The organism is Lishizhenia sp., assembly GCF_057456495.1.
This window is the reverse complement of the sequence record NZ_JBVCPV010000020.1, coordinates 1-23457: the sequence shown is the minus strand read 5'-3', so window position 1 is coordinate 23457 and position 23457 is coordinate 1. Positions and strand designations below refer to the sequence as shown.

The following is a 23457-nucleotide window of genomic DNA, read 5'->3' as shown; positions in this document are numbered from 1 at the left end:
ATGATCTCTTGGTCTTACTACGGATTAAAAGCATGGACATATTTATTTGGAGAGACAAAATCTGCAGGACTCGTGTACAAGTTTATTTTCTTGGTCTTTGTAGTTATAGGTTCTTCAGTAGGATTAGGTGCAGTAATAGATTTCTCTGACCTCATGATATTAGGAATGGCTTTCCCTAACATTTTAGGATTGATTTTAATGTCGGGTGAAGTTAGTAGAGATTTAAAAGATTACTTTGAACGCATCAAATCAGGAGCGATTAAAAAGTTTAAATAACTCATAGAAATTTCATAACTTGAAGGTCTGTTACAGAAAGTAGCAGACCTTTTTTTATGATCAACCACCATGAATAACTACCAACGCTGGAACCAAGATTTCTTGATTTTTCAAAAAAGATCACGTATTGCTATATTGAGTATAGTGGTAATAGGTGTGTTGATTATCCTTGGTGTTAAATGGTATTACAGTCTTAGTTATCCCTTGTCAGAACTAAAGGCAGAGCTGACACCTTTGGAAAAGAAGCAAATCGCGTTGTTAGACAAAAGGCTTGAAAGCAAGAAACAAAAAGCTCAGAAATGGCGGGTAAAAGTTCCAAGTCAAAAATTTAATCCCAACCATTATACACGAGAAGATTGGATGGAGTTAGGGTACAGTGAAAAGCAGGCGCAGTCAGTTATCAACTATAAAAAATCGGGCTTTGAATTTAAAGTGAAATCAGATTTGAAAAAGTTATTCATTATGGATAATCAAAGTTATAAGGAGCTTTATCCATACATAGATTTACCGGATACTTTGTTCAAGGCTATACCTAATGTGAAGAATGAACTACCAGTAAAGGAGGAAACAACTTTATCCCTTTCCATAAATGAGATAGATAAAGAGGAATTCATGCGCATTAAAGGGGTTGGAGATTACTATGCTTCTAAAGTTTTGAATTTCAGGAATGCACTGGGTGGATTTGTAAACTTGGATCAATTATATGAAGTATATCATTTACCCGATAGTGTAGTAGACCAAATTTCAAGTCATTTAACCGTTGATACAAATTTTGTAAATCGACGTAACATTAATAAAATTAATCTCAAGGAATTAAAGCAACATCCGTATATAAGTTATAAATTAGCAAATTCCATAATAGCCTTCAGGAAAACACATGGGGCGTATTCTTCTGTAGAAGAATTAAAGGAATTAGTGCTAATGGATGCCGAAACCTTCCAGAAGGTGAGGCCTTACTTAAAGGTGGAATGAATAAAGATTTAGTAGAGAAAGTGAAGGCAGAGATCAGAGATGTTGTCGACTTTCCAAAAGAGGGGATAGTGTTTAAAGATATTACACCTATCATGTTAGATCCTCAGTTATCTAATGAAATCGTTGAATATTTAGCAGCTCAATATAAGGATTCAGGTATAACTAAAATTGCCGGAATTGAAAGTCGTGGTTTCTTATTTGGATATCCCTTGGCCATGCGTTTAGGACTTCCTTTCATACTTATTCGTAAAAAAGGTAAGTTGCCTTACAAGAAGGTTGCATATAGTTATGACCTAGAATATGGCTCTGCAACCATAGAGATGCATGAGGATGCTGTTGATGCTTCAGACAAGGTTTTGATACATGATGATTTATTGGCCACAGGTGGTTCTGCAGAAGCAGCGGCACATTTAGTTGAAAAATGTGGTGCCAAGGTTGAAGCATTCAACTTTTTAGTGAGTTTAGACTTCTTAGAAGGAGATAAGAAATTAAAACAATTTACAGATAATATACAGGCTATTGTAAACTATTAGTAGGTAGCCATTGTTAACGTACAAATAAAGAAAGAACAAAAATGAATTTTGCAAAAAACGAAAATCAATTAATGATCGAACAAATGGTTCGTGATTTTGCTGAAAAAGAAATTCGCCCAAATAGAAATAAATGGGATGAAGAGGAGCATTTCCCAATAGATGTAATGAAGAAAATGGGAGAGCTTGGTTTATTAGGTATTTACATACCTGAAGAATATGGCGGTTCAGGATTTTCTTACGATGAATATGTTACGGCATTAATCGAATTAGGTAAAGTTTGTGGAGGTGTTGGATTATCTGTTGCGGCACATAATTCACTTTGTACTGGTCACATCTACTACCACGGAACGGAAGAGCAAAAGAAAAAATATTTACCAAAATTAGCTTCTGGAGAGTTTATCGGAGCATGGGGATTAACAGAGCCAAATACAGGTTCTGATGCTATGCGTATGAAAACAACAGCGGTGAAAGAAGGAAACGAATGGGTGATCAACGGTGCTAAAAACTGGATTACACATGGTTTATCAGGAGACCTAGCTGTGGTTCTAGTAAGAACTGGAGAGCTTTTAGACAGTAAGGGGATTACAGCATTTATCATTGAAAAAGGAACACCTGGTTTTTCAGCGGTAAAGATTAAAGACAAATTAGGAGTAAGAGCTTCTGAGACGGCTGAATTGATTTTTGATAATGTTCGAGTGCCAGAAGAGAATGTGATTGGAGAAGTTGGTATGGGATTCGTTCAAGCTATGCAAGTCTTAGATGGAGGTAGAATTTCAATTGCAGCTTTGAGTTGTGGAGTTGCACGCGGTGCTTACGAAGCTTCTGTTCAATATGCAAAAGAAAGAGAGCAGTTTGGTAAACCTATCGCTCAATTCCAAGGTATTAGCTTTAAATTAGCAGATATGGCAACACAAGTAAAAGCGGCAGAATTGTTAACGTACAACGCGGCTTACTTGAAAAACAATAAAATGCCCTTAACCAAAGAAGGTGCTTATGCGAAGTATTTTGCGAGTGAAGTAGCTGTAATGTGTGGTAACGAAGCTGTTCAAATTATGGGTGGGTATGGTTACACAAAAGAGTATCCAGCTGAGAAGTACTTGAGGGATGCGAAGTTAATGACCATAGGTGAAGGAACTTCAGAAATTCAAAAAGTTGTAATTTCTCGAGAAATTTTAAAATAATATTTGTTGATAAAAATTTGTTTGCTACTTTTGCAGACCAATAATATTGAAAATAACAAGAAAAGATATGTTAGTAGTACCTGTTAAAGAAGGAGAGAACATCGAAAGAGCTCTTAAGAAGTATAAGAAAAAATATGAGAAGACTGGAATCATGAGAGAATTAAGATCTCGCAAGGAATTCGAAAAGCCTTCTGTAACTGAAAGACAGCAAAAGATCAAAGCTGCTTACAAGCAAAGATTGAGATCTGCTGAGATCTAAGATATCTTTCTGAAGAATATTTATATTTAAGGAGTCTAATTAAATTAGGCTCCTTTTTTTATGCTTGATAATTTCCTTACATACCTCGTAACAGAAAAGCGTGCCTCAGAACATACGGTAATCGCTTATCAGAAAGATTTACAAGATTTTTTTGACTTCATGGCTATAAATAAGTTGGAAGAGTTGAAAGAAGTCAATCATCAATCAGTAAGAGGATGGATGGTAGCGTTAATAGAAGAGGGAATCTCTAATCGATCTGTAAATCGAAAACTATCTACCTTACGTACCTTTTATAAGTGGTGTCTAAAAGAGGAGGTGGTAGACAAAAATCCAATGTTGCTTGTAAAGGGACCAAAAACAAGTAAAAGATTACCGGAATTCGTTAAAGTTGAAGAATTAGATAATTTTAACATTAGTGAAAAAGTAGGTGCTCAACTAGAAATGGAAGACATGCTTATGGTGGAGGTTTTTTACCAAACAGGTATGCGTCTTTCTGAATTGATAAATTTAAAATTCACTGATATTCAAAATAATAGTCTTAAAGTTTTAGGTAAAAGAAACAAGGAGAGGATTATCCCGGTTTCAGAAGACTTGATGAAAGGTTTAAATGAATTGAAGCAAACAAGAGATAACCTCCGAATTATGCCCTATGTTTTTACAACGAAAAAGGGGAATAAACTCTATCCTAAATTTGTTTATAGACGAATTAATAAGTATCTTTCATGTGTGACGAATTTGGATAAACGCAGTCCGCACGTACTTAGACACACTTTCGCAACTCACATGTTAAACAATGGTGCCGGCCTAGAAACCATAAAAGAGCTGTTGGGGCATGCTAATTTAAGTGCAACACAAGTTTACACCCATAATTCGTTCGAAGAAATAAATAAGATTTACAAACAAGCGCACCCCCGAGGTGGGCACAATAAGAAGTAGTATGGATATAAAAGTTCAAGCAATTCATTTTGCAGCAGATCAAAAGTTGATAAATTTTGTGAACGATAAGGTTAACAAATTAGAGTTATTCTATGATCATATTATTTCAAGCGAGGTCTTTTTGAAAGTTGATAAGAAAGCAGCGAAAGAAAATAAGATAGCTGAAATCAAAATTTCTATACCTGGAAAGGAATTATTTGCCAAAAAACAATGCGATAGTTTTGAGGAAGCAGCCGACTTAGCAGTGGATGCTTTAAGAAAACAGGTAAAAAAACATAAAGCTAAAATTTCAGCTTAATACTGATAATTAATTAGTTATAAATCTCACTTCAAAAAAGTGAGATTTTTTTTGATTTTTTTTTCGAAAAAGCATTGCAGATTTAAATTAGTTGCTTACATTTGCAACCCCAAACGGTTCACACCTGACGGAAAGTTCTTTAAAAGATTAGTGAAATAAAAACATAAGATGCCGATGTAGCTCAGCTGGCTAGAGCAGCTGATTTGTAATCAGCAGGTCGGGGGTTCGAGTCCCTCCATCGGCTCTATTTTATGATAAAGGGGGTGTCGCATAGTGGCTATTGCAGCAGACTGTAAATCTGTCACCGTAAGGTATCGCTGGTTCGAGTCCAGCCACCCCCACCAAAATATTTCAGGAAATTGCGGGAGTAGCTCAGTTGGTAGAGCGTCAGCCTTCCAAGCTGAGGGTCGCGAGTTCGAGTCTCGTCTCCCGCTCTTTTTTAATTTTCTTTTAAGATCTTTGTGCCGGTGTAGCTCAGGGGTAGAGCGCTTTCTTGGTAAGGAAGAGGTCACGAGTTCAAATCTCGTCATTGGCTCTAGAATAAAAAGAAAAAAAGACATTAGGAATTCATCCATTAATTGGGTGAAATTTCGCATATTTTAAAATTAAGATTTTAAAGATTTTATTAACAAGTAACAAATAAAACAATGGCTAAGGAAACATTCGAGCGTTCAAAACCGCACGTAAACATTGGAACAATTGGTCACGTTGACCACGGTAAAACTACTTTGACTGCAGCTATCTCAAGCGTATTGGCATCTCAAGGTCTTGCACAAAACCGTGACTTCGATACAATTGATAACGCACCTGAAGAAAAGGAGCGTGGTATTACTATTAACACGTCTCACATTGAGTACGAAACTAAGAACCGTCACTACGCACACGTTGACTGTCCAGGTCACGCCGATTACGTAAAGAACATGGTTACTGGTGCTGCTCAGATGGATGGTGCTATCTTGGTAGTTGCTGCTACTGATGGACCAATGCCACAAACACGTGAGCACATCCTTTTAGGACGTCAGGTTGGTGTTCCAAGAATCGTTGTATTCTTGAACAAAGTTGACATGGTTGACGACGAAGAGTTGTTAGAATTAGTTGAAATGGAAGTTAGAGAATTACTTTCTTTCTACGATTACGACGGAGATAACACGCCAATTATCGCTGGATCTGCATTAGGTGCATTGAACGGTGAAGAGAAGTGGGTTAACACTGTAAACGAATTGATGGATGCAGTTGATACTTACATCGAACTTCCTCCACGTGATGTTGATAAGCCATTCTTGATGCCAGTTGAGGACGTATTCTCTATTACTGGACGTGGTACTGTAGCAACAGGACGTATCGAAACTGGAGTTATTAACTCTGGAGAAGAAGTTGATATCTTAGGTATGGGTGACGAGAAATTGAAGTCAACTGTTACTGGGGTTGAGATGTTCCGTAAGATATTAGATAGAGGTGAAGCTGGAGATAACGTAGGTCTTTTATTAAGAGGTATCGATAAGAAAGATATCAAGAGAGGTATGGTTATCTGTAAGCCAGGTTCAACTACTCCACACGATAAATTCAAAGCTGAGATTTACGTATTGAAGAAAGAAGAAGGTGGTCGTCACACTCCTTTCCACAACAGATACCGTCCTCAGTTCTACTTCAGAACAACTGACGTAACTGGAGAGATCTTATTAGAAGAAGGTCGTGAAATGGTAATGCCAGGTGATAACGTAACAATCAACGTTAACTTGATCGTACCTGTAGCGATGGACAAAGGACTTCGTTTTGCAATCCGTGAGGGTGGTAGAACAGTAGGTGCTGGACAGGTTACTGAAATTTTATAAGCATAGCTTATTAAAGATATAAAAAGAGGGAGATAACCTCTCCCTCTTTTTAACACACGGGTGTAGCTCAGCTGGTAGAGTACTGGTCTCCAAAACCATTGGTCGTGGGTTCGAATCCTACCGCCCGTGCAAAAGACATAATTGTGGCGAATATTAAGAATTATTTACAAGAAACCGTGCACGAATTAGTGCACAAGGTTACTTGGCCAACGTGGAATGAATTACAAAGCAACACCATTGTAGTGGTTGTTGCTTCAGTTATTTTTTCACTTTTGATTTTCTTGATGGATAACATCTTTGGTTATTCAACAGGTATCTCATGGTGGAAAGGTATTTTAGGTATTATCTACGACATCATTTAAAACAAGACATTCGTGGCTGATATAAAAAAAAGATGGTACGTTGTTCGTGCCGTAAGCGGAAAAGAAACGAAGGTTAAGGAATATTTAGATATGGAAATATCTAGATTGAAATTGACGGATTATGTTGATCAAGTATTGATTCCAACAGAAAAGGTGTTCCAAATCCGTAACGGTAAGAAAGTAAGTAAAGAAAAAGCTTATTTACCAGGATATGTTTTGATCGAAGCAGCATTAGTAGGAGAAGTTCCTCACGTAATCAAAGGTATTCCAAATGTAATTGGATTCCTTGGAGCGGAGAAGGGCGGTGATCCTATGCCAATGCGTCAAGCAGAAGTAAACCGTATTTTAGGAAAAGTTGATGAGTTATCTGAGACGGAAGAGGAAATGAAGATTCCTTTTGTTGTTGGAGAATCTGTTAAGGTAATTGACGGACCTTTCAACAATTTCAGCGGTGTTATTGACGAGATTAACGAAGAGAAGAAGAAATTGAAGGTTATGGTTAAAATCTTCGGTAGAAAGAACCTTCTTGAGTTAAGCTACATGCAAGTAGAAAAAGAAGCATAAAAAATGTAATTAATCAGTAGTAGTGAGAGCAATGAATAAAGCTTCCCATTGACTCCCACGTTAGGACTACATAATATAAACAACAAATGGCTAAAGAAGTAGCAGGATTGATCAAATTGCAGATCAAAGGTGGTGCAGCCAATCCTTCACCTCCTGTAGGACCAGCTCTTGGTGCGAAAGGTGTGAACATCATGGAGTTCTGTAAGCAGTTTAATGCTAGAACACAGGATAAAGCAGGAAAGGTTTTGCCGGCAGTTATCACTGTATACAGTGATAAGTCTTTTGATTTCGTTATCAAAACTCCACCAGCAGCGGTTCAATTATTAGAAGCAGCTAAGATTAAGTCTGGTTCAGCAGAACCAAACAGAGTAAAAGTAGCGCAAGTTACTTGGGATCAAATCAAAGCGATTGCTGAAGATAAATTACAAGATATGAACTGTTTTACAGTTGAATCTGGTATGAAGATGGTTGCAGGTACAGCAAGAAGTATGGGTATCACAGTAAAGGGGGATTTTCCTTCTAACTAAAATTACATGAATTATGGGACGTATTTCTAAGAAAAGAAAAGAAGCGCTTGCAAAATTTGATTTGAGCAAAGCGTACTCGTTGACAGAAGCATGTGATATGGTTAAGGAAATCACAAACACTAAGTTTGATGCTTCAGTTGATATTAGCGTAAGATTGGGTGTAGACCCACGTAAAGCTAATCAAATGGTGAGAGGAACAGTTGCACTTCCACATGGTACAGGTAAAGATATCAAAGTTTTGGTATTATGTACTCCTGACAAAGAAGAGGAAGCTAAAGCAGCAGGTGCTGATTACGTTGGATTAGACGATTACATCGCTAAGATTAAAGGTGGATGGACTGATATTGATGTTATCATCACTATGCCATCAGTAATGGGTAAAGTAGGTGCTTTAGGTCGTATTTTAGGACCAAGAGGATTAATGCCTAACCCTAAAACTGGTACAGTAACAATGGACATAGCGAAGGCAGTTCAAGAAGTGAAAGCGGGTAAAATTGACTTTAGAGTAGATAAATTCGGTATTGTTCATACGAACATTGCTAAAGTATCATTCGATGGTGGTAAAATCACGGATAATGCTAGAGAATTAATCACGACTTTAATTAAAATGAAGCCAGCAGCAGCTAAAGGAACTTACATCAAGAGTATCTACGTGAGCTCTACAATGAGTCCAAGTATTCAAATTGATGCTAAATCTGTTGTAGCTTAAAAACTTTATTATTATGACTAAAGAACAAAAAGCGCAATACATAGATGAACTAGCAGCTGAATTAAAAGAGGCTGGTATCTTCTACTTGGCAGATACGGCAGAGTTAACTGTTGAGGCTATCAACAACTTGAGAAGAAAGTGTTTTCAAAATAACATCGAATTAAGAGTTATTAAGAATGCATTGCTTGAGAAAGCTATGGATCGAGTTGAAGATAAAGATTTTGGAGATTTGAGAGCAGTGCTTTCAGGACCAACATCTATCATGTTTGCTGAGGTAGGTAACGCGCCTGCAAAAGTAATCAAGGACTTCCGTAAAAAGAATGATAAGCCTATCCTTAAAGGAGCTTACGTTGAAGAAGCAGTATATATTGGAGATGAGCAATTAGACGCACTTGTATCTATCAAGAGCAAGGAAGAGCTTATCGGAGATATCATTAGCTTACTTCAGAGCCCGGCTAAGAACGTTGTTTCTGGTCTTAAAGGACAAGGTGGAAAAATCGCAGGAATCCTTAAAACGCTTGAAGAAAGAGCGTAACACAATTAATTATTATTTTTTAAGAATTTATTTAAATTAAATAAAATGGCTGATTTAAAAGAAATCGCAGAAACGTTAGTAAACTTAACTGTAAAAGACGTAAACGAACTAGCAACTATCCTTAAGGATGAGTACGGAATTGAACCAGCTGCTGCTGCAGTAGCTGTAGCTGCAGGTGGTGCTGCAGGTGGTGAAGCTGCTGAAGAGAAAACTGAATTCGATGTAATATTGAAAGCAGCAGGTGGTAGCAAATTAGCAGTAGTGAAGTTGGTTAAAGAATTAACTGGACTTGGACTTAAAGAAGCTAAAGAATTAGTAGACGGAGCTCCTTCTGCATTGAAAGAAGGTGTTGCGAAAGACGAAGCTGAAGGTCTTAAATCTTCATTAGAAGAGGCTGGAGCTGAAGTTGAGATTAAGTAATTTTTTACTTTTTATAACAGGAATAGGCACGCCAAATATGGTGGTGCCTACTCCTGTTTTTGTGCATACAAGCACTATTAGGTCCTTTTTCTAATAAAATTTTTTAGCATTGGCAACAACAAGCAACATAGCAACAAGGATTAATTTTGCCTCGAGCAAAAGTCCATTTGATTATCCAGATTTCTTGGATATTCAAATAAAATCTTTCATGGAGTTTTTCCAATTAGAGACAACTCCAGAGAACCGTGAGAAGGAAGGTTTGTTTAAAGTATTTTCTGAAAACTTCCCGATTACAGATACAAGAAACCAATTCGTATTGGAGTTCTTGGATTACTTCGTAGATCCCCCTCGTTACTCACTAGAAGAGTGTATAGAAAGAGGTTTAACATACAGTGTTCCGTTAAAGGCTAAACTGAAGTTATATTGTACAGATCCTGAGCATGAGGATTTCGAAACAATTGTACAGGACGTTTACTTAGGTACTATACCTTACATGACTCCGAAAGGATCGTTCGTAGTGAATGGTGCTGAAAGAGTTATCGTTTCTCAGTTACACCGTTCACCTGGTGTATTCTTTGGACAGAGTAGACACGCTAACGGTACAAAATTATACTCTGCGAGAGTAATTCCTTTCAAAGGTTCTTGGATAGAGTTTGCTACAGACATCAATAATGTGATGTATGCTTACATTGACCGTAAGAAAAAGTTACCTGTAACTACATTGTTTAGAGCAATTGGTTATGAAAGTGATAAGGATATCTTAGAGATATTCGGACTTGCTGATGAAGTGAAAGCTACGAAGACGAACTTGAAAAAGTTAATCGGTAGAAAACTTGCAGCGAGAGTTCTTAAATCATGGGTTGAAGATTTCGTAGATGAGGATACAGGAGAAGTTGTATCTATTGAAAGAAACGAGGTTATCTTAGACCGTGAAACTATCATCGAAGAGCATCACATTGATGAAATCTTAGATGCAGGTGTGAAAACTGTAATTCTTCACAAAGAAGATGTAAATACAGCAGACTACACGATTATTTACAATACCCTTCAAAAAGATACTTCTAACTCTGAGAAGGAAGCTGTAGAACACATCTACCGTCAGTTACGTAATGCTGAGCCGCCAGATCAAGAAACGGCGCGTTCTGTATTTGAGAAATTATTCTTCTCAGATACACGTTACGATTTAGGTGAGGTAGGTCGTTACAGAATGAATAGAAAGTTGAATTTGGACGATTCTGAAGAGTCAAGAGTAATGACGAAAACAGACATCATCCGAATTATTAAATATTTAATTGAATTAATTAACTCTAAGGCAGAGGTTGATGATATTGACCACTTGTCTAACAGACGTGTTCGTACAGTTGGTGAACAATTGTACTCTCAGTTTGGTGTTGGTCTAGCACGTATGGCGCGTACGATTCGTGAGCGTATGAACGTGAGAGATAATGAGGTCTTTACACCAATTGACCTTATCAACGCTAAAACGTTATCGTCTGTAATTAATTCATTCTTTGGAACAAACCAGTTGTCTCAGTTCATGGATCAAACCAATCCACTTTCTGAGGTAACTCACAAGCGTCGTTTATCTGCATTAGGGCCTGGTGGTCTTTCTCGTGAGAGAGCAGGATTCGAGGTGCGTGACGTTCACTACACTCACTATGGACGTTTGTGTACGATTGAAACACCAGAGGGACCAAACATTGGTTTGATTTCTTCATTGTGTGTATTCGCGAAAGTGAACAAATTAGGTTTCATTGAAACTCCTTACCGTAAAGTTGAGAATGGTGTAGTTGATTTAAATACAGCACCAATTTACTTGTCAGCTGAAGAGGAAGATGAGAAAATGATTGCTCAGGCGAATGCCAACATTAACGATAAGGGTCAATTCCAAACAGAAGTTGTTAAAGCGCGTTTGGAAGGAGATTTCCCAGTGGTTGAACCACAGAAGATTGACCTTATGGATGTTGGTGCTAACCAGATTGCATCTATTGCCGCTTCATCTATTCCATTCTTGGAACACGATGATGCCAACCGTGCATTGATGGGATCGAACATGCAGCGTCAGGCAGTTCCATTATTGAAACCAAACTCTCCTATTGTTGGTACAGGAATCGAAAGACTAGTTGCTAGAGATTCACGTGTATTAATTAACGCTGAAGGAGACGGAGTTGTAGAGTATGTTGACTCAAGAGAGATTAGCATTCGTTACGACTTAACAGAAGAAGATAAGTTAGTAAGCTTCGACGGTGAAACGAAGAAGTATAACTTAACGAAATTCCAGAAAACTAACCAAGGATCTACAATGAACTTGAAACCTATCGTTAAGAAAGGTGATAGAGTTGAAAAAGGTCAGGTTCTTTGTGAAGGTTATGCAACGCAAGCTGGTGAATTGGCACTTGGACAAAACATGAAGGTTGCCTTCATGCCTTGGAAAGGTTACAACTTCGAGGATGCGATTGTAATTTCTGAGAAAGTAGTAAGAGATGATATCTTTACATCTATCCACATCGATGAGTACTCTTTAGAAGTAAGAGATACGAAGAGAGGTATGGAAGAATTAACTGCTGATATTCCAAACGTTTCAGAAGAGGCTACCAAAGACTTGGATGAAAATGGATTGATCAGAGTTGGTGCTGAGATTAAAGAAGGTGATATCCTTATTGGTAAGATTACACCAAAAGGAGAAACTGATCCATCTCCAGAAGAAAAATTATTGAGAGCTATCTTCGGTGATAAGGCAGGTGATGTTAAAGATGCGTCTTTAAAAGCGAGCCCATCATTAAGAGGTGTAGTTATCGGTAAGAAATTGTTCTCTAGAGCAATTAAAGACAGAAAAACTAAAGCTCAAGATAAACCAATCTTGGAGCAATTAGATACTGAATACGAAAAGGATTTAGCAGCTTTAAAAGATAGATTAGTTGAGAAATTATTGGTTGTATTAGAAGGACACAAGTCTGACGGTGTAACAAATAACTTCCGTGAAGAAATCATCAAGAAAGGTTCTAAATTCACGCAAAAGAATTTGTCAATCATTGATTACACTATCGTTAATCCAGCGAAATGGACTGCCGATACTCACGTGAATTCATTGATTCAACGCGTTATCCACAACTTCAACATTAAGGCGAACGATTTATTGGGTAACTACAAGCGTAAGAAATTCCACATTTCAGTTGGAGATGAACTTCCATCAGGAATTGTGAAATTGGCAAAAGTATACGTAGCTAAGAAGAGAAAACTGAAAGTAGGAGATAAGATGGCGGGTCGTCACGGTAACAAAGGTATTGTTGCAAATATCGTTAGAGCCGAAGACATGCCATTCCTAGAAGACGGAACTCCTGTAGATATCGTGTTAAACCCATTAGGGGTACCTTCTCGTATGAACCTTGGACAGATTTACGAAACTGTTTTAGGTTGGGCAGGTGAGAAATTAGGTGTGAAATTCGCAACGCCTATCTTCGACGGGGCACACCCATCAGAGATAGACGAATACTGTGATAAAGCTGGTATTCCACGTTCAGGTAAAACTTACCTATACGATGGAGGAACAGGTGAAAGATTCCACCAAACGGCAACGGTAGGTATTATTTACATGTTGAAACTTTCTCACATGGTAGATGATAAGATGCACGCACGTTCTATCGGACCTTACTCATTAATTACACAACAACCATTGGGTGGTAAAGCTCAATTCGGTGGTCAGCGTTTTGGTGAGATGGAGGTTTGGGCACTTGAGGCATTCGGTGCGGCGAACATCCTACAGGAAATCTTGACAGTTAAGTCTGATGATGTAACAGGTAGAGCAAAAGCTTACGAAGCGATTGTTAAGGGAGATAACCTTCCAACTCCAGGTATTCCAGAATCATTCAATGTATTATTACATGAATTGAGAGGACTTGGACTAAGTGTTTCAATGGACTAATTGTCGGTGTTTAATTTGATAAAAGAAGGAGTTTAAAATGGCTTATAGAAAAGAAACAGCAAAAAAGCAGAGTAGCTTTAACAAGATTACCATCTCTTTGGCATCGCCAGAGCAGATTTTGGAGCAATCGAGTGGTGAAGTGCTTAAGCCTGAAACGATTAACTATAGAACTTACAAGCCAGAAAGAGACGGTCTATTTTGTGAACGTATCTTCGGTCCTGTAAAAGATTACGAATGTCACTGTGGTAAATACAAGCGTATCCGTTATAAAGGAATCGTTTGTGACCGTTGTGGTGTTGAGGTAACTGAAAAGAAAGTACGTAGAGAGCGTATGGGACACATCCAATTGGTTGTTCCTGTAGCACACATCTGGTACTTTAGATCATTGCCAAACAAAATTGGTTACTTGTTAGGTTTACCGACTAAGAAATTAGATCAGATCATTTACTACGAGCGTTACGTTGTTATTCAACCAGGAAATGCAGTAAATGCTGAAGGTGAAGCTTTAAATAAGTACGATTTCTTAACTGAGGAGGAGTACTTAGACATCTTAGATGTTCAACCAAAGGAAAACCAATACTTAGAAGATACTGATCCAAACAAATTCGTAGCCAAAATGGGTGCGGAGGCGTTGTACGATTTATTACAGCGTTTGGACTTGGATTCATTATCTTATGAATTAAGACACAAAGCAAATACTGAAACTTCAGTACAGCGTAAGAATGAAGCATTGAAGAGACTACAAGTAGTTGAAGCAATGCGTGATTCTCAAACGCGTATTGATAACCGTCCAGAGTGGACTATCATTAAAGTGGTTCCGGTTATTCCGCCAGAATTACGTCCGTTAGTTCCTTTAGATGGAGGTAGATTTGCTACTTCAGATTTAAATGACCTTTACCGTAGAGTAATTATCCGTAACAACCGTTTGAAGCGTTTGATCGAGATTAAAGCTCCAGAGGTAATCTTGCGTAATGAGAAGCGTATGTTGCAGGAGTCTGTTGACTCATTGTTCGACAACTCTCGTAAGGCAAGTGCAGTGAAGACTGAGTCGAACAGACCATTGAAGTCTTTATCTGACTCGTTAAAAGGTAAGCAAGGTCGTTTCCGTCAAAACTTATTAGGTAAGCGTGTTGATTACTCTGCACGTTCTGTAATTGTTGTAGGACCAAACTTGAAATTACACGAGTGTGGTTTACCTAAAAACATGGCGGCAGAGCTTTACAAGCCATTCATCATCCGTAAGATGATTGAAAGAGGTATCGTAAAGACGGTTAAATCTGCTAAGAAAATTGTTGATAGAAAAGAACCAGTTGTATGGGATATTCTTGAAAACGTATTAAAAGGTCACCCAGTATTATTAAACCGTGCACCAACGTTGCACAGATTGGGTATCCAGGCTTTCCAACCGAAATTGATCGAAGGAAAAGCAATTCGACTTCACCCATTGGTTTGTACAGCATTTAACGCCGATTTCGATGGTGACCAGATGGCGGTTCACTTACCATTAGGTAATGCTGCAATTTTGGAAGCACAATTGTTGATGTTGGCATCACACAATATCTTGAACCCTGCGAATGGTGCACCGATTGCCGTACCATCTCAGGATATGGTCTTGGGTCTTTACTACATTACTAAAGGTAGAAAGTCAACACCAGAGAGAATTGTAAAAGGAGAAGGTGGAATTTTCTACTCTCCACAAGAGGTTACAATCGCTTACAACGAAGGAGCATTGGATCTTCACGCACATATCAAAGTGAAAACTTACGATTTAAATGAGCAAGGAGAACCAGAATTGATGTTGGTAGAAACTACTGCAGGTAGAGTTTTATTCAACGAAAGAGTTCCAAGAGAAGTAGGATTCATCAATGATGTATTAACGAAGAAAGCGTTAAGAGATATTATCGGACACGTATTGAAGATTTCTGGTACTGCAAGAACAGCACAGTTCTTGGATGATATCAAATCATTAGGATACGAGATGGCATTTAGAGGTGGATTATCATTTAACCTTGACGATATCATCATTCCAAAAGAAAAAGATGAATTAGTTGCTAAAGCGGATGAGAACGTACGTGAGGTATTAGAGAACTATAACATGGGTCTTATTACCAACAACGAGCGTTACAACCAAATTATTGACATCTGGACACGTACCAACTCGAGATTAACGCACACGTTAATGGAGCAGTTGAAAAACGATAACCAAGGATTTAACTCAATTTACATGATGTTCGACTCAGGAGCACGTGGATCTAAAGAGCAGATTCGTCAGTTATCTGGAATGCGTGGATTGATGGCGAAACCACAGAAGTCTGGAGCTTCAGCTCAAGAGATTATTGAAAACCCGATTTTATCGAACTTTAAAGAAGGTCTTTCTATCCTTGAGTACTTTATCTCTACTCACGGTGCCCGTAAAGGTTTGGCCGATACAGCCTTAAAAACAGCCGATGCAGGTTACCTTACACGTAGATTGGTAGACGTTGCGCAAGACGTGGTAATTAATGCGGAAGATTGTGGAACTTTAAGAGGTTTAGCAACAACTGCATTGAAGAAAAATGATGAAATTTTTGAACCATTAGCAGACAGAATCATTGGTAGATGTTCAGTAAATGATATTTACGATGATGAAGACAACTTAATTGTTGAAGCTGGTGGATTGATAGATGAAAAAGTAGCGAAAGCAATTGATGCTGCAGACATTGAAGAAGTAGAAATTCGTTCAGTATTAACATGTGAGTTAAGAAGAGGAGTTTGTGCGAAATGTTACGGTAGAAACTTATCTACACACAGAATGGCACAAGCCGGAGATTCTGTAGGGGTAGTAGCTGCACAGTCTATTGGTGAACCTGGTACACAGCTTACACTTCGTACCTTCCACGTTGGGGGTACCGCTTCTAACATTGCCGATGAAAATGATATCAAAGCGAAAGCAGATGGTAAATTAGAAATCGACGAGTTAAGAACAATTACGAAGAAAGATAAGGACGGAAATAAGCAAGAGATAGTAATCGGACGTTCTGCTGAGATGAAATTAGTAGACAAGAAAGATGGTTCGTTAGCAATGACGGGTAACATCCCTTACGGTGCGATTATGATTGCAGAAAACAACGCTGATCTTAAGAAAGGTGATGTAATCTGTAAGTGGGACCCTTATAACGCCGTTATCCTTTCAGAAGTAAAAGGTAAGATCCAATTCGAAAATATTATCGAAGGTATTACTTACCGTGAAGAGGTCGATGAGCAAACAGGATTTACTGAAAAAGTAATTACTGAAACAAAAGATAAGAAGAAGAACCCTACGATAGAAATCGTTGACAACAAAGGAGAGGTATTGAAATCATACTCTATCCCAGTTAACGCGCACATCTCAGTAAATGAGGGTGACAAAGTAGAGGCAGGTGACTTCTTAGTTAAGATACCAAGAACTGGTGGTAAGACAGGGGATATTACAGGGGGTCTTCCTCGTGTAACTGAGCTTTTCGAAGCACGTAACCCATCTAACCCAGCAGTAGTATCTGAGATCGATGGTATCGCTTCTTACGGTAAGATTAAACGTGGTAACCGTGAGGTAATCATCGAATCTAAGACAGGTGAGAAACGTAAATACTTAGTGCCATTATCTAAGCACATCTTAACACAAGAGAACGATTTCGTTCGTGCTGGTAAACCATTATCTGATGGAGCAATTACTCCGAAAGATATCTTGAACATCGAAGGACCAACTAAAGTACAAGAGTACTTAGTAAACGAAATCCAAGATGTATACCGTTTACAGGGTGTGAAGATTAACGATAAGCACTTTGAAGTTATCGTTCGTCAGATGATGTTGAAAGTTGAGATTACAGATGCAGGAGATACTAAATTCTTAGAAAACCAAGCAGTTCACAAAGCGGACTTCATGGAAGAGAACGATAGAATGTTCGGTAAGAAGGTAGTTGTTGATCCGGGAGACTCTTCAGAGTTGAAAGCTGGTCAAATCGTTACTGCACGTAAGTTAAGAGATGAGAATTCTCAATTGAGAAGACAAGACAAGAATTTAGTAGAATCTAGAGATGCTATTGCTGCAACATCTAAACCGATGTTACAAGGTATTACTAGAGCTTCGCTTCAAACTCAGTCGTTCATCTCAGCTGCATCTTTCCAGGAAACTACGAAAGTGTTAAACGAAGCTGCGATTTCAGGAAAAGAAGATCACTTATTAGGATTGAAAGAAAACGTAATTGTTGGTCACTTAATTCCAGCAGGTACGGGTACACGTCGATTCCAAAACATGATCGTTGGATCTCAGGAAACGTATGATGAGTTAACAGAAAATAACTAGGAATATACATTCATTACAACCCCGGCATTAATTTGTCGGGGTTTTTTTATCTAAACCGCTAAAGATGGAAAATCAAAACAAAGACAATCAGATTAACATAGAGCTTACAGAAGATGTGGCTTCGGGAGTTTATTCTAACTTAAGTGTGATTACACATTCGAATACAGAATTCGTAGCAGATTTTATTCAAATGATGCCTGGAGTTCCTAAAGCGAAGGTTAGATCAAGAGTGATCATGACTCCACAAAATGCAAAAAGATTAATGCGTGCATTGGCAGAAAATGTGAAGAATTACGAAGCGCAATTCGGACCAATCGCAGAAGATAATAATCCAGGTGTTCCACCAATTAATTTTGGTACACCACCAGCTCAAGCTTAAGAAAAGCAAGAGTGTTTTATTTGTTATGTTATGAAAGCGGAGAGTAAGTGTACTCCTCCGCTTTTTTTATGCTGTTAAAACGATAAAGTATAGCTTTCGGTACTGATGTTACCAGCAGCATCTTCCACCACAATTTTAAGCGTATGTTCGCCGTGCAATGAAGCGGATGGAGTGTAGTACAAACTTTCGTTTTTTGGTTCGTATAATACATGTTGCCAAACACCGTCAACGTAGACATCATACTCTTTTAGTCCCGATAAATCATCGCCTATTCTCCAGGCTAGTCTACTTCCTCTCACATTAATGTTATCGCGAACATTACGAGAGATTAGGGTAGGGGCAGTTATGTCGGCTTGTATTTCGAAATAACCAAATTCTCGAGTTCTCGCTGTCAGCCATCCATCTTTATAGGTTCCGCCAAGTGATTTTACTCTTCCGCGTTCGTCTTTGAGTGTAATTACATATCGCTCTGTAGGATGAATTAACGTGTCAACCTTCATCATGATCTTATAATAAGACTCCAATGGAATTTCCGGATTTCCGAAAGTGAAAGGGGACCTTGCTGTGATGATCTTAGGGGTGGGTTCATACAATAAATCAATCCCAAACAAAATAAAATGCTCCTCGTCTACATCCATAAATGAAGAATCTGGAAAAAGATATTTGTCTGAAGGTGAATAGAGTTTACTCCAATCAGACGAAGTTCCATTTTCTATTTTAAGTGTGAAGTTTAAACTCGTAGTGTTTCCTTTGGTGTCTACACAGGTATAGGTAATGTTGTGATTACTCCCTGGTTGAAATCTAAGAATTCCGTTGGTCAGATCCTCATTGTAGATGTTTAAAGGGTTATGTATGGTTTTAAACGACTTTTGGTAATGTCTACGTTGTTTGTGAAAAGCTTCGTAATCCTTATGGCTGTTTATTTGACGATTGGCTGCAAAATCTATAGCTGTCATGTCTTGAGCGAATACAGTATCCCCATCAACAATTAAATAAGACTTGAATATCCCACAGATATTGTTTGCACCGTCCAATTGATCCACGGCATCGAAAGAGAATCCTATACCTCCTGTTTTAGAGGTGAAATCTGCAGGTATTGTGATCTGATTTCCTACGATAGTAGGGTTTAAGTTCTGACTGGAAGTTCTGTATTCTTTCGCTTTATTCTGAACACGATATCCTTCTTTGGTTAAAGCATATACCTTCACTCCGCGAATACGAGGTGCACGAGAATCTGCAATGTTAAAACCGAACAATAATGGGTTTAGAGCATGTTCTGTTTTCGTATCCCTAATTTCAAAATGAAGGTGAGGGGCCGTACTCCCTCCCGTATTACCAGACAAAGCAATTTTCTCTCCACGTTGTACGCGAACGGTATTGGAGTCTGGAAAGATTTCTATAGCGAAATTCTCTTGTTTGTGCTGCTCAGCTTTAACAAGGCTATCTAGTTGTCCTAAGAAGGCGGAACAGTGAGCGTAAACAGAGGTTAAGCCATTTGGATGAGCGATGTACACTACATGACCGTAGCCCCAAGGTGAAACTTTAACGCGCGCAACATATCCTTCATCAATGGAGTATAAAGGGTATCCAATTTGTCTATCGGTTTTAAAGTCTAACCCCGTATGAAAATGGTTTGTTCTTAATTCTCCAAAATTAGCAGCAAGAATTAAAGGTGTTTTTAAAGGAGGGTGAAAATTATAATCCGTGTTTGGATCGTATTGCCCAAAAAGGGAGCTGATGCCAAGCCATAAGGTTATTAGTATGTAAAGGATTTTTTGCATAGCACAAAGTTACTGTTAATCGGTAGGAGCAAGCGCCTTCAATCGGACGATTTATCAAAAGTATATCGTTAATGAACACAAAAAAACGTCTACCCCAAAGAGTAGACATTTCATTATCTTAAAAAAAGGAGATTAATTACCTCCCACCATTTTCTTTATTTCATTGAGTTTCATTAATGCCTCTACGGGGGTTAAGGTATCTATGTCAATAGAAACTAATTCCTCCTTTATGTTTTCTAACACGGGATCATCCAATTGAAAAAAGCTCAATTGCATGTCAGGTTGGTTCACGGCATCCTGTACTTTTTCTTTGTCGTTACTTCCATGAGATTGCTCCAGGTGAGATAACATTTTGGTAGCGCGTTGTACAACTTGATTAGGCATACCCGCCAATTTGGCTACGTGTATACCAAAAGAGTGTTCGCTTCCTCCTTCTACTAATTTTCTGATGAAAAGAATTTTAGTTCCCATTTCTTTTACAGAAACATTGAAGTTTTTAATGCGCGGGAACTTCTTGTACATTTCATTTAACTCATGGTAGTGCGTAGCAAAAAGTGTTTTACATTTCGCTTTCGGATTCTCATGTAAATATTCAGCTATCGCCCAAGCAATTGAAATACCATCGTAGGTACTTGTACCACGGCCAATTTCGTCTAGTAATACCAAACTTCTCGGAGAGAGGTTATTCAAAATAGAAGAGGTCTCATTCATCTCTACCATGAAAGTTGATTCTCCTGATGAAATGTTATCAGAGGCTCCTACACGTGTGAAAATTTTATCTACGATACCGAGTTTTGCCGATTGGGCAGGAACAAAACATCCTATTTGCGCCATCAAAGAAATCAAAGCAGTTTGACGGAGGATAGCACTTTTACCAGACATGTTCGGCCCAGTAATCATTATAATTTGTTGGGTGTCATTGTCTAAATAAACATCATTGGCTACATATTCCTCACCCGATTTTAATTGTTTTTCAATTACCGGGTGCCTTCCATCTTTAATATCTAAGGCAAAACCGTCGTTTAATTCAGGCTTATTATAATTGTTCTTTTCAGAGATGTTGGCAAAGGAAAGTAAACAATCTATTTGTCCGATATAATGAGCATTACGTTGTACTGGACGAATAAATTTAGCCAAAGATAAAACCAGATCATTATATAGTCTTGATTCTAAAACTTGAATTTTATCTTCTGCTCCCAAAATTTTTGATTCGTATTCCTTTAGTTCTTGGGTGATGTATCGTTCAGCATTTACGAGGGTTTGCTTTCTGATCCACTCTTCAGGAACTTTATCTTTGTGGGTGTTTCTTACCTCTAAGTAGTAACCGAATACATTGTTGAAGGCTACTTTTAAACTTGGAATTCCTGTTTTTTCGCTTTCACGTTCTTGTAATTGCTGTAAATAGTCTTTACCCGAAAAAGCTATTTTTCTAAGTTCATCCAATTCGTCGTTAAAGCCATCTGCAATCACGCTTCCTTTCCCTATTTGAATAGCCGGTTCTGGATGCAGCTGATGATTAACCTTTACGATTAATTCACTACAAGCCTCTAAGCGATCTGCAATCTTTATGATGTCAGAAGAATTCGTCTCTCTCAGTATTTTTTGAATAGGTTCAATTTGTTCTAAGGTCTTCTTTAACTGAACGACTTCCTTAGGATTGATTTTTCCAACCGCTGCTTTAGAAACCAAACGCTCTAAATCCCCGATGTCATTTAATATTTCTCCTAATTCAAAGCGCAATTGATTGTTTTCAGGGAGCAATAAGCTTTCCACTGCGTTCAACCTTTCGTTGATCTCTTTTTCTTCTTTCAAAGGAAGCACCAACCATCTTTTTAATAAACGAGACCCCATAGGTGTTAAGGTGTCGTCGATGATATCAATGAGTGTTGTGGCGTTCTCGTTTTGCGAGTGAATCAATTCTAGGTTTCTTACCGTAAACCTATCCAGCCAAACGTATTTCTCTTCTTCTATTCGAGAAATATTTGAGATGTGTTCTAGTTTGGTGTTTTCGGTAACGGATAAGTATTGTAAGGCTGCACCTCCAGCGATGATACCCTGAGTTAAATTGTCAATACCAAAACCTTTCAATCCTTGTGTGTTAAACTGCTTGGTAAGCGTATCGTGGGCGAAATCTTCTGTAAATACCCAGTCTTCTAACTTATAGGTGTAGTAATTAGAACTAAATGCTTCTGTAAACTCTTTGTTTTTATTCTTTTGGAAAATAATCTCGCTTGGGGCAAAACCTTGCACCAATTTGTGTACATATTCTAAATTTCCTTGGGCCACAAAAAATTCACCCGTAGAAATATCTAAAAAGGCTACACCTACCTGTTTTTTATCAAAGTGAAGCGCACATAAGAAATTGTTTTTCTTTTGTTCCAAGACCTGATCATTGATGGCAACACCAGGGGTTACTAATTCTGTAACACCTCGTTTCACAATCTTTTTGGTCATTTTAGGATCTTCCAATTGATCGCAAATAGCAACACGTTCACCTGCTCTCACTAATTTAGGTAAGTAACTGTTCAAAGAATGATGCGGAAACCCAGCCAACTCAATGTGGGAAGCAGATCCATTTTTACGTTTGGTCAATACTATCCCTAAAATTTTTGAAGCTTTTACGGCATCCTCACCAAAGGTTTCGTAAAAATCACCCACCCTAAAGAGTAACATCGCTTGTGGATGTTTCGCTTTAATTTGGTTGTATTGCTTCATTAAAGGAGTTTCGCTCGATTTCTTTTCTTTCTTTTTTGTAGCCAAAATTGTTTCTTTAGATTTCTTTTCCAAAGATAAAGGTAGTAGCTTCGCGGGGTAGATTCAACTTTTGCATTCAACAGTTATTAAATTTTATGAACAGAAAATTGAAATTATGGGAGCTCGGAAGGGTGACCGAAGAAGAGTTTAAAGCACAGGAGAAATTCCCAATTACCGTGGTGTTAGATAACATTCGTAGTCTCAATAATGTAGGTACCTTCTTTCGAACTTCTGATGCTTTTAATGTTGAAGAAATTATTTTGTGTGGAATCACTGGAACCCCACCTCATAGAGAAATTAATAAAACAGCCATCGGTGCGACTGAGTCTGTAAAGTGGACCTATGTAGAAGATGTAAATGAAGCCATCGCTGATCTACAAGCGAAAGGAGTTAAGGTTTGTGCCATCGAACAAACCGAAGAAACTCATTTTTTAAATCAAATGGATATCGACAACCAAGAGCATTATGCATTGGTATTCGGGAATGAAGTAGACGGTGTGCAACAATCCATCATTGATGTGGCAGACTATGTCATTGAAATTCCTCAATTTGGAACCAAACACAGTTTAAATGTAAGTGTTTGTGCAGGAGTTTGTTTGTGGGAGTTTGTAAGAGGGAGGAAATAGCATCTTTTTTTCCGAACCAATCAAATCGAGCTCCTTTTTTTCTTCTTGAAAATGATGATTTTAGAATGTTTAGAAGAAGACGAAAAGAAGATATGTCCGCTTAACATTGTTTAGGAACTTTTGTAATTTATATGAATTCGTGTGTACCATAATGAAGTATTTTCGTTGTGTATAATACCTAAGTATTTTAACACACATTATGATCAAATTATTATTGAGCCTTTCTTGTATACTCTTGGGATGGGGAGCTTTTGCTCAAACTATGAAGTT

At 38.1% G+C, this 23457-nt stretch carries 20 protein-coding genes and 5 tRNA genes; 23 read left to right on the top strand and 2 right to left on the bottom strand.

Annotated elements, in window-relative coordinates; genetic code table 11:
• The 22 genes from AC22ZQ_RS02740 to AC22ZQ_RS02635 all read left to right on the top strand — a co-directional run.
• Window positions 1-276, top strand: a 276-nt coding sequence (locus tag AC22ZQ_RS02740) for an alanine:cation symporter family protein (protein ID WP_318957032.1), incomplete at its 5' end; no start/stop codon positions are given.
• 69 nt (window positions 277-345) lie between these two features.
• On the top strand, window positions 346-1248 hold the full coding sequence (locus AC22ZQ_RS02735; protein ID WP_318957031.1) for a ComEA family DNA-binding protein: 903 nt from the start codon (window positions 346-348) through the stop codon (window positions 1246-1248).
• Window positions 1245-1781: an adenine phosphoribosyltransferase gene (locus AC22ZQ_RS02730; RefSeq protein ID WP_318957030.1), complete on the top strand. Its 537-nt coding sequence runs from the start codon at window positions 1245-1247 to the stop codon at window positions 1779-1781. The genes AC22ZQ_RS02735 and AC22ZQ_RS02730 overlap by 4 nt, the downstream gene beginning before the upstream one ends.
• 41 nt (window positions 1782-1822) lie before the next feature.
• On the top strand, window positions 1823-2962 hold the full coding sequence (locus AC22ZQ_RS02725; RefSeq protein WP_318957029.1) for an acyl-CoA dehydrogenase family protein: 1140 nt from the start codon (window positions 1823-1825) through the stop codon (window positions 2960-2962).
• Between the two features lie 67 nt (window positions 2963-3029).
• Window positions 3030-3221, top strand: a complete 192-nt coding sequence (gene rpsU / locus AC22ZQ_RS02720) for a 30S ribosomal protein S21 (RefSeq protein ID WP_318957028.1) — start codon at window positions 3030-3032, stop codon at window positions 3219-3221.
• A 60-nt stretch (window positions 3222-3281) separates the two neighbouring features.
• Window positions 3282-4157 carry a tyrosine-type recombinase/integrase gene (locus AC22ZQ_RS02715; RefSeq protein ID WP_318957027.1) on the top strand — a complete coding sequence of 292 codons (876 nt, stop codon included), beginning with the start codon at window positions 3282-3284 and terminating at the stop codon, window positions 4155-4157.
• A gap of 1 nt (window position 4158) precedes the next feature.
• Window positions 4159-4455, top strand: a complete 297-nt coding sequence (gene hpf, locus AC22ZQ_RS02710; protein WP_318957026.1) for a ribosome hibernation-promoting factor, HPF/YfiA family — start codon at window positions 4159-4161, stop codon at window positions 4453-4455.
• A gap of 170 nt (window positions 4456-4625) precedes the next feature.
• Window positions 4626-4699 (top strand) — tRNA-Thr (locus AC22ZQ_RS02705).
• A gap of 15 nt (window positions 4700-4714) precedes the next feature.
• Window positions 4715-4799, top strand: a tRNA-Tyr gene (locus AC22ZQ_RS02700).
• Window positions 4800-4816: 17 nt separating this feature from the next.
• Window positions 4817-4889 (top strand) — tRNA-Gly (locus AC22ZQ_RS02695).
• A 29-nt stretch (window positions 4890-4918) separates the two neighbouring features.
• A tRNA-Thr gene (locus tag AC22ZQ_RS02690) sits at window positions 4919-4990 on the top strand.
• Window positions 4991-5102: 112 nt separating this feature from the next.
• On the top strand, window positions 5103-6287 hold the full coding sequence (tuf, locus tag AC22ZQ_RS02685; protein ID WP_318957025.1) for an elongation factor Tu: 1185 nt from the start codon (window positions 5103-5105) through the stop codon (window positions 6285-6287).
• Window positions 6288-6343: 56 nt separating this feature from the next.
• A tRNA-Trp gene (locus AC22ZQ_RS02680) sits at window positions 6344-6416 on the top strand.
• Window positions 6392-6649: a preprotein translocase subunit SecE gene (gene secE / locus AC22ZQ_RS02675; protein WP_318957024.1), complete on the top strand. Its 258-nt coding sequence runs from the start codon at window positions 6392-6394 to the stop codon at window positions 6647-6649. The genes AC22ZQ_RS02680 and secE overlap by 25 nt, the downstream gene beginning before the upstream one ends.
• A 12-nt stretch (window positions 6650-6661) precedes the next feature.
• On the top strand, window positions 6662-7213 hold the full coding sequence (gene nusG, locus AC22ZQ_RS02670) for a transcription termination/antitermination protein NusG (protein ID WP_318957023.1): 552 nt from the start codon (window positions 6662-6664) through the stop codon (window positions 7211-7213).
• An 86-nt stretch (window positions 7214-7299) separates the two neighbouring features.
• Window positions 7300-7740 (top strand): 50S ribosomal protein L11, encoded by a 441-nt coding sequence (gene rplK / locus AC22ZQ_RS02665; protein WP_318957022.1) that lies wholly within the window; start codon window positions 7300-7302, stop codon window positions 7738-7740.
• 13 nt (window positions 7741-7753) lie between these two features.
• Window positions 7754-8449: a 50S ribosomal protein L1 gene (gene rplA / locus AC22ZQ_RS02660; RefSeq protein WP_318957021.1), complete on the top strand. Its 696-nt coding sequence runs from the start codon at window positions 7754-7756 to the stop codon at window positions 8447-8449.
• Between the two features lie 13 nt (window positions 8450-8462).
• The gene (rplJ, locus tag AC22ZQ_RS02655; RefSeq protein ID WP_318957020.1) at window positions 8463-8984 is read left to right on the top strand and encodes a 50S ribosomal protein L10; all 522 of its coding nucleotides are present in this window, start codon (window positions 8463-8465) and stop codon (window positions 8982-8984) included.
• Between the two features lie 45 nt (window positions 8985-9029).
• Window positions 9030-9404, top strand: a complete 375-nt coding sequence (gene rplL / locus AC22ZQ_RS02650; RefSeq protein ID WP_318957019.1) for a 50S ribosomal protein L7/L12 — start codon at window positions 9030-9032, stop codon at window positions 9402-9404.
• A gap of 109 nt (window positions 9405-9513) precedes the next feature.
• Complete coding sequence (gene rpoB / locus AC22ZQ_RS02645; protein WP_318957018.1) at window positions 9514-13326, top strand: DNA-directed RNA polymerase subunit beta; 3813 nt, start codon at window positions 9514-9516, stop codon at window positions 13324-13326.
• Between the two features lie 37 nt (window positions 13327-13363).
• A complete protein-coding gene (gene rpoC, locus AC22ZQ_RS02640) occupies window positions 13364-17647 on the top strand; it encodes a DNA-directed RNA polymerase subunit beta' (protein WP_318957017.1) in 4284 nt (1427 codons plus the stop codon).
• 64 nt (window positions 17648-17711) lie between these two features.
• Window positions 17712-18026: a DUF3467 domain-containing protein gene (locus AC22ZQ_RS02635; protein ID WP_318957016.1), complete on the top strand. Its 315-nt coding sequence runs from the start codon at window positions 17712-17714 to the stop codon at window positions 18024-18026.
• 74 nt (window positions 18027-18100) lie between these two features.
• Here AC22ZQ_RS02635 and AC22ZQ_RS02630 read toward each other — a convergent pair whose 3' ends face one another.
• Together AC22ZQ_RS02630 and mutS are read right to left on the bottom strand one after the other, a co-directional pair.
• On the bottom strand, window positions 18101-19807 hold the full coding sequence (locus AC22ZQ_RS02630) for a peptidoglycan DD-metalloendopeptidase family protein (RefSeq protein ID WP_318957015.1): 1707 nt from the start codon (window positions 19805-19807) through the stop codon (window positions 18101-18103).
• 132 nt (window positions 19808-19939) lie between these two features.
• Window positions 19940-22522, bottom strand: a complete 2583-nt coding sequence (mutS, locus tag AC22ZQ_RS02625; RefSeq protein WP_318957033.1) for a DNA mismatch repair protein MutS — start codon at window positions 22520-22522, stop codon at window positions 19940-19942.
• Window positions 22523-22656: 134 nt separating this feature from the next.
• Between mutS and AC22ZQ_RS02620 the strand changes: the two genes are divergently transcribed.
• On the top strand, window positions 22657-23187 hold the full coding sequence (locus AC22ZQ_RS02620) for an RNA methyltransferase (RefSeq protein WP_318957014.1): 531 nt from the start codon (window positions 22657-22659) through the stop codon (window positions 23185-23187).
• Window positions 23188-23457 lie beyond the last annotated feature (270 nt).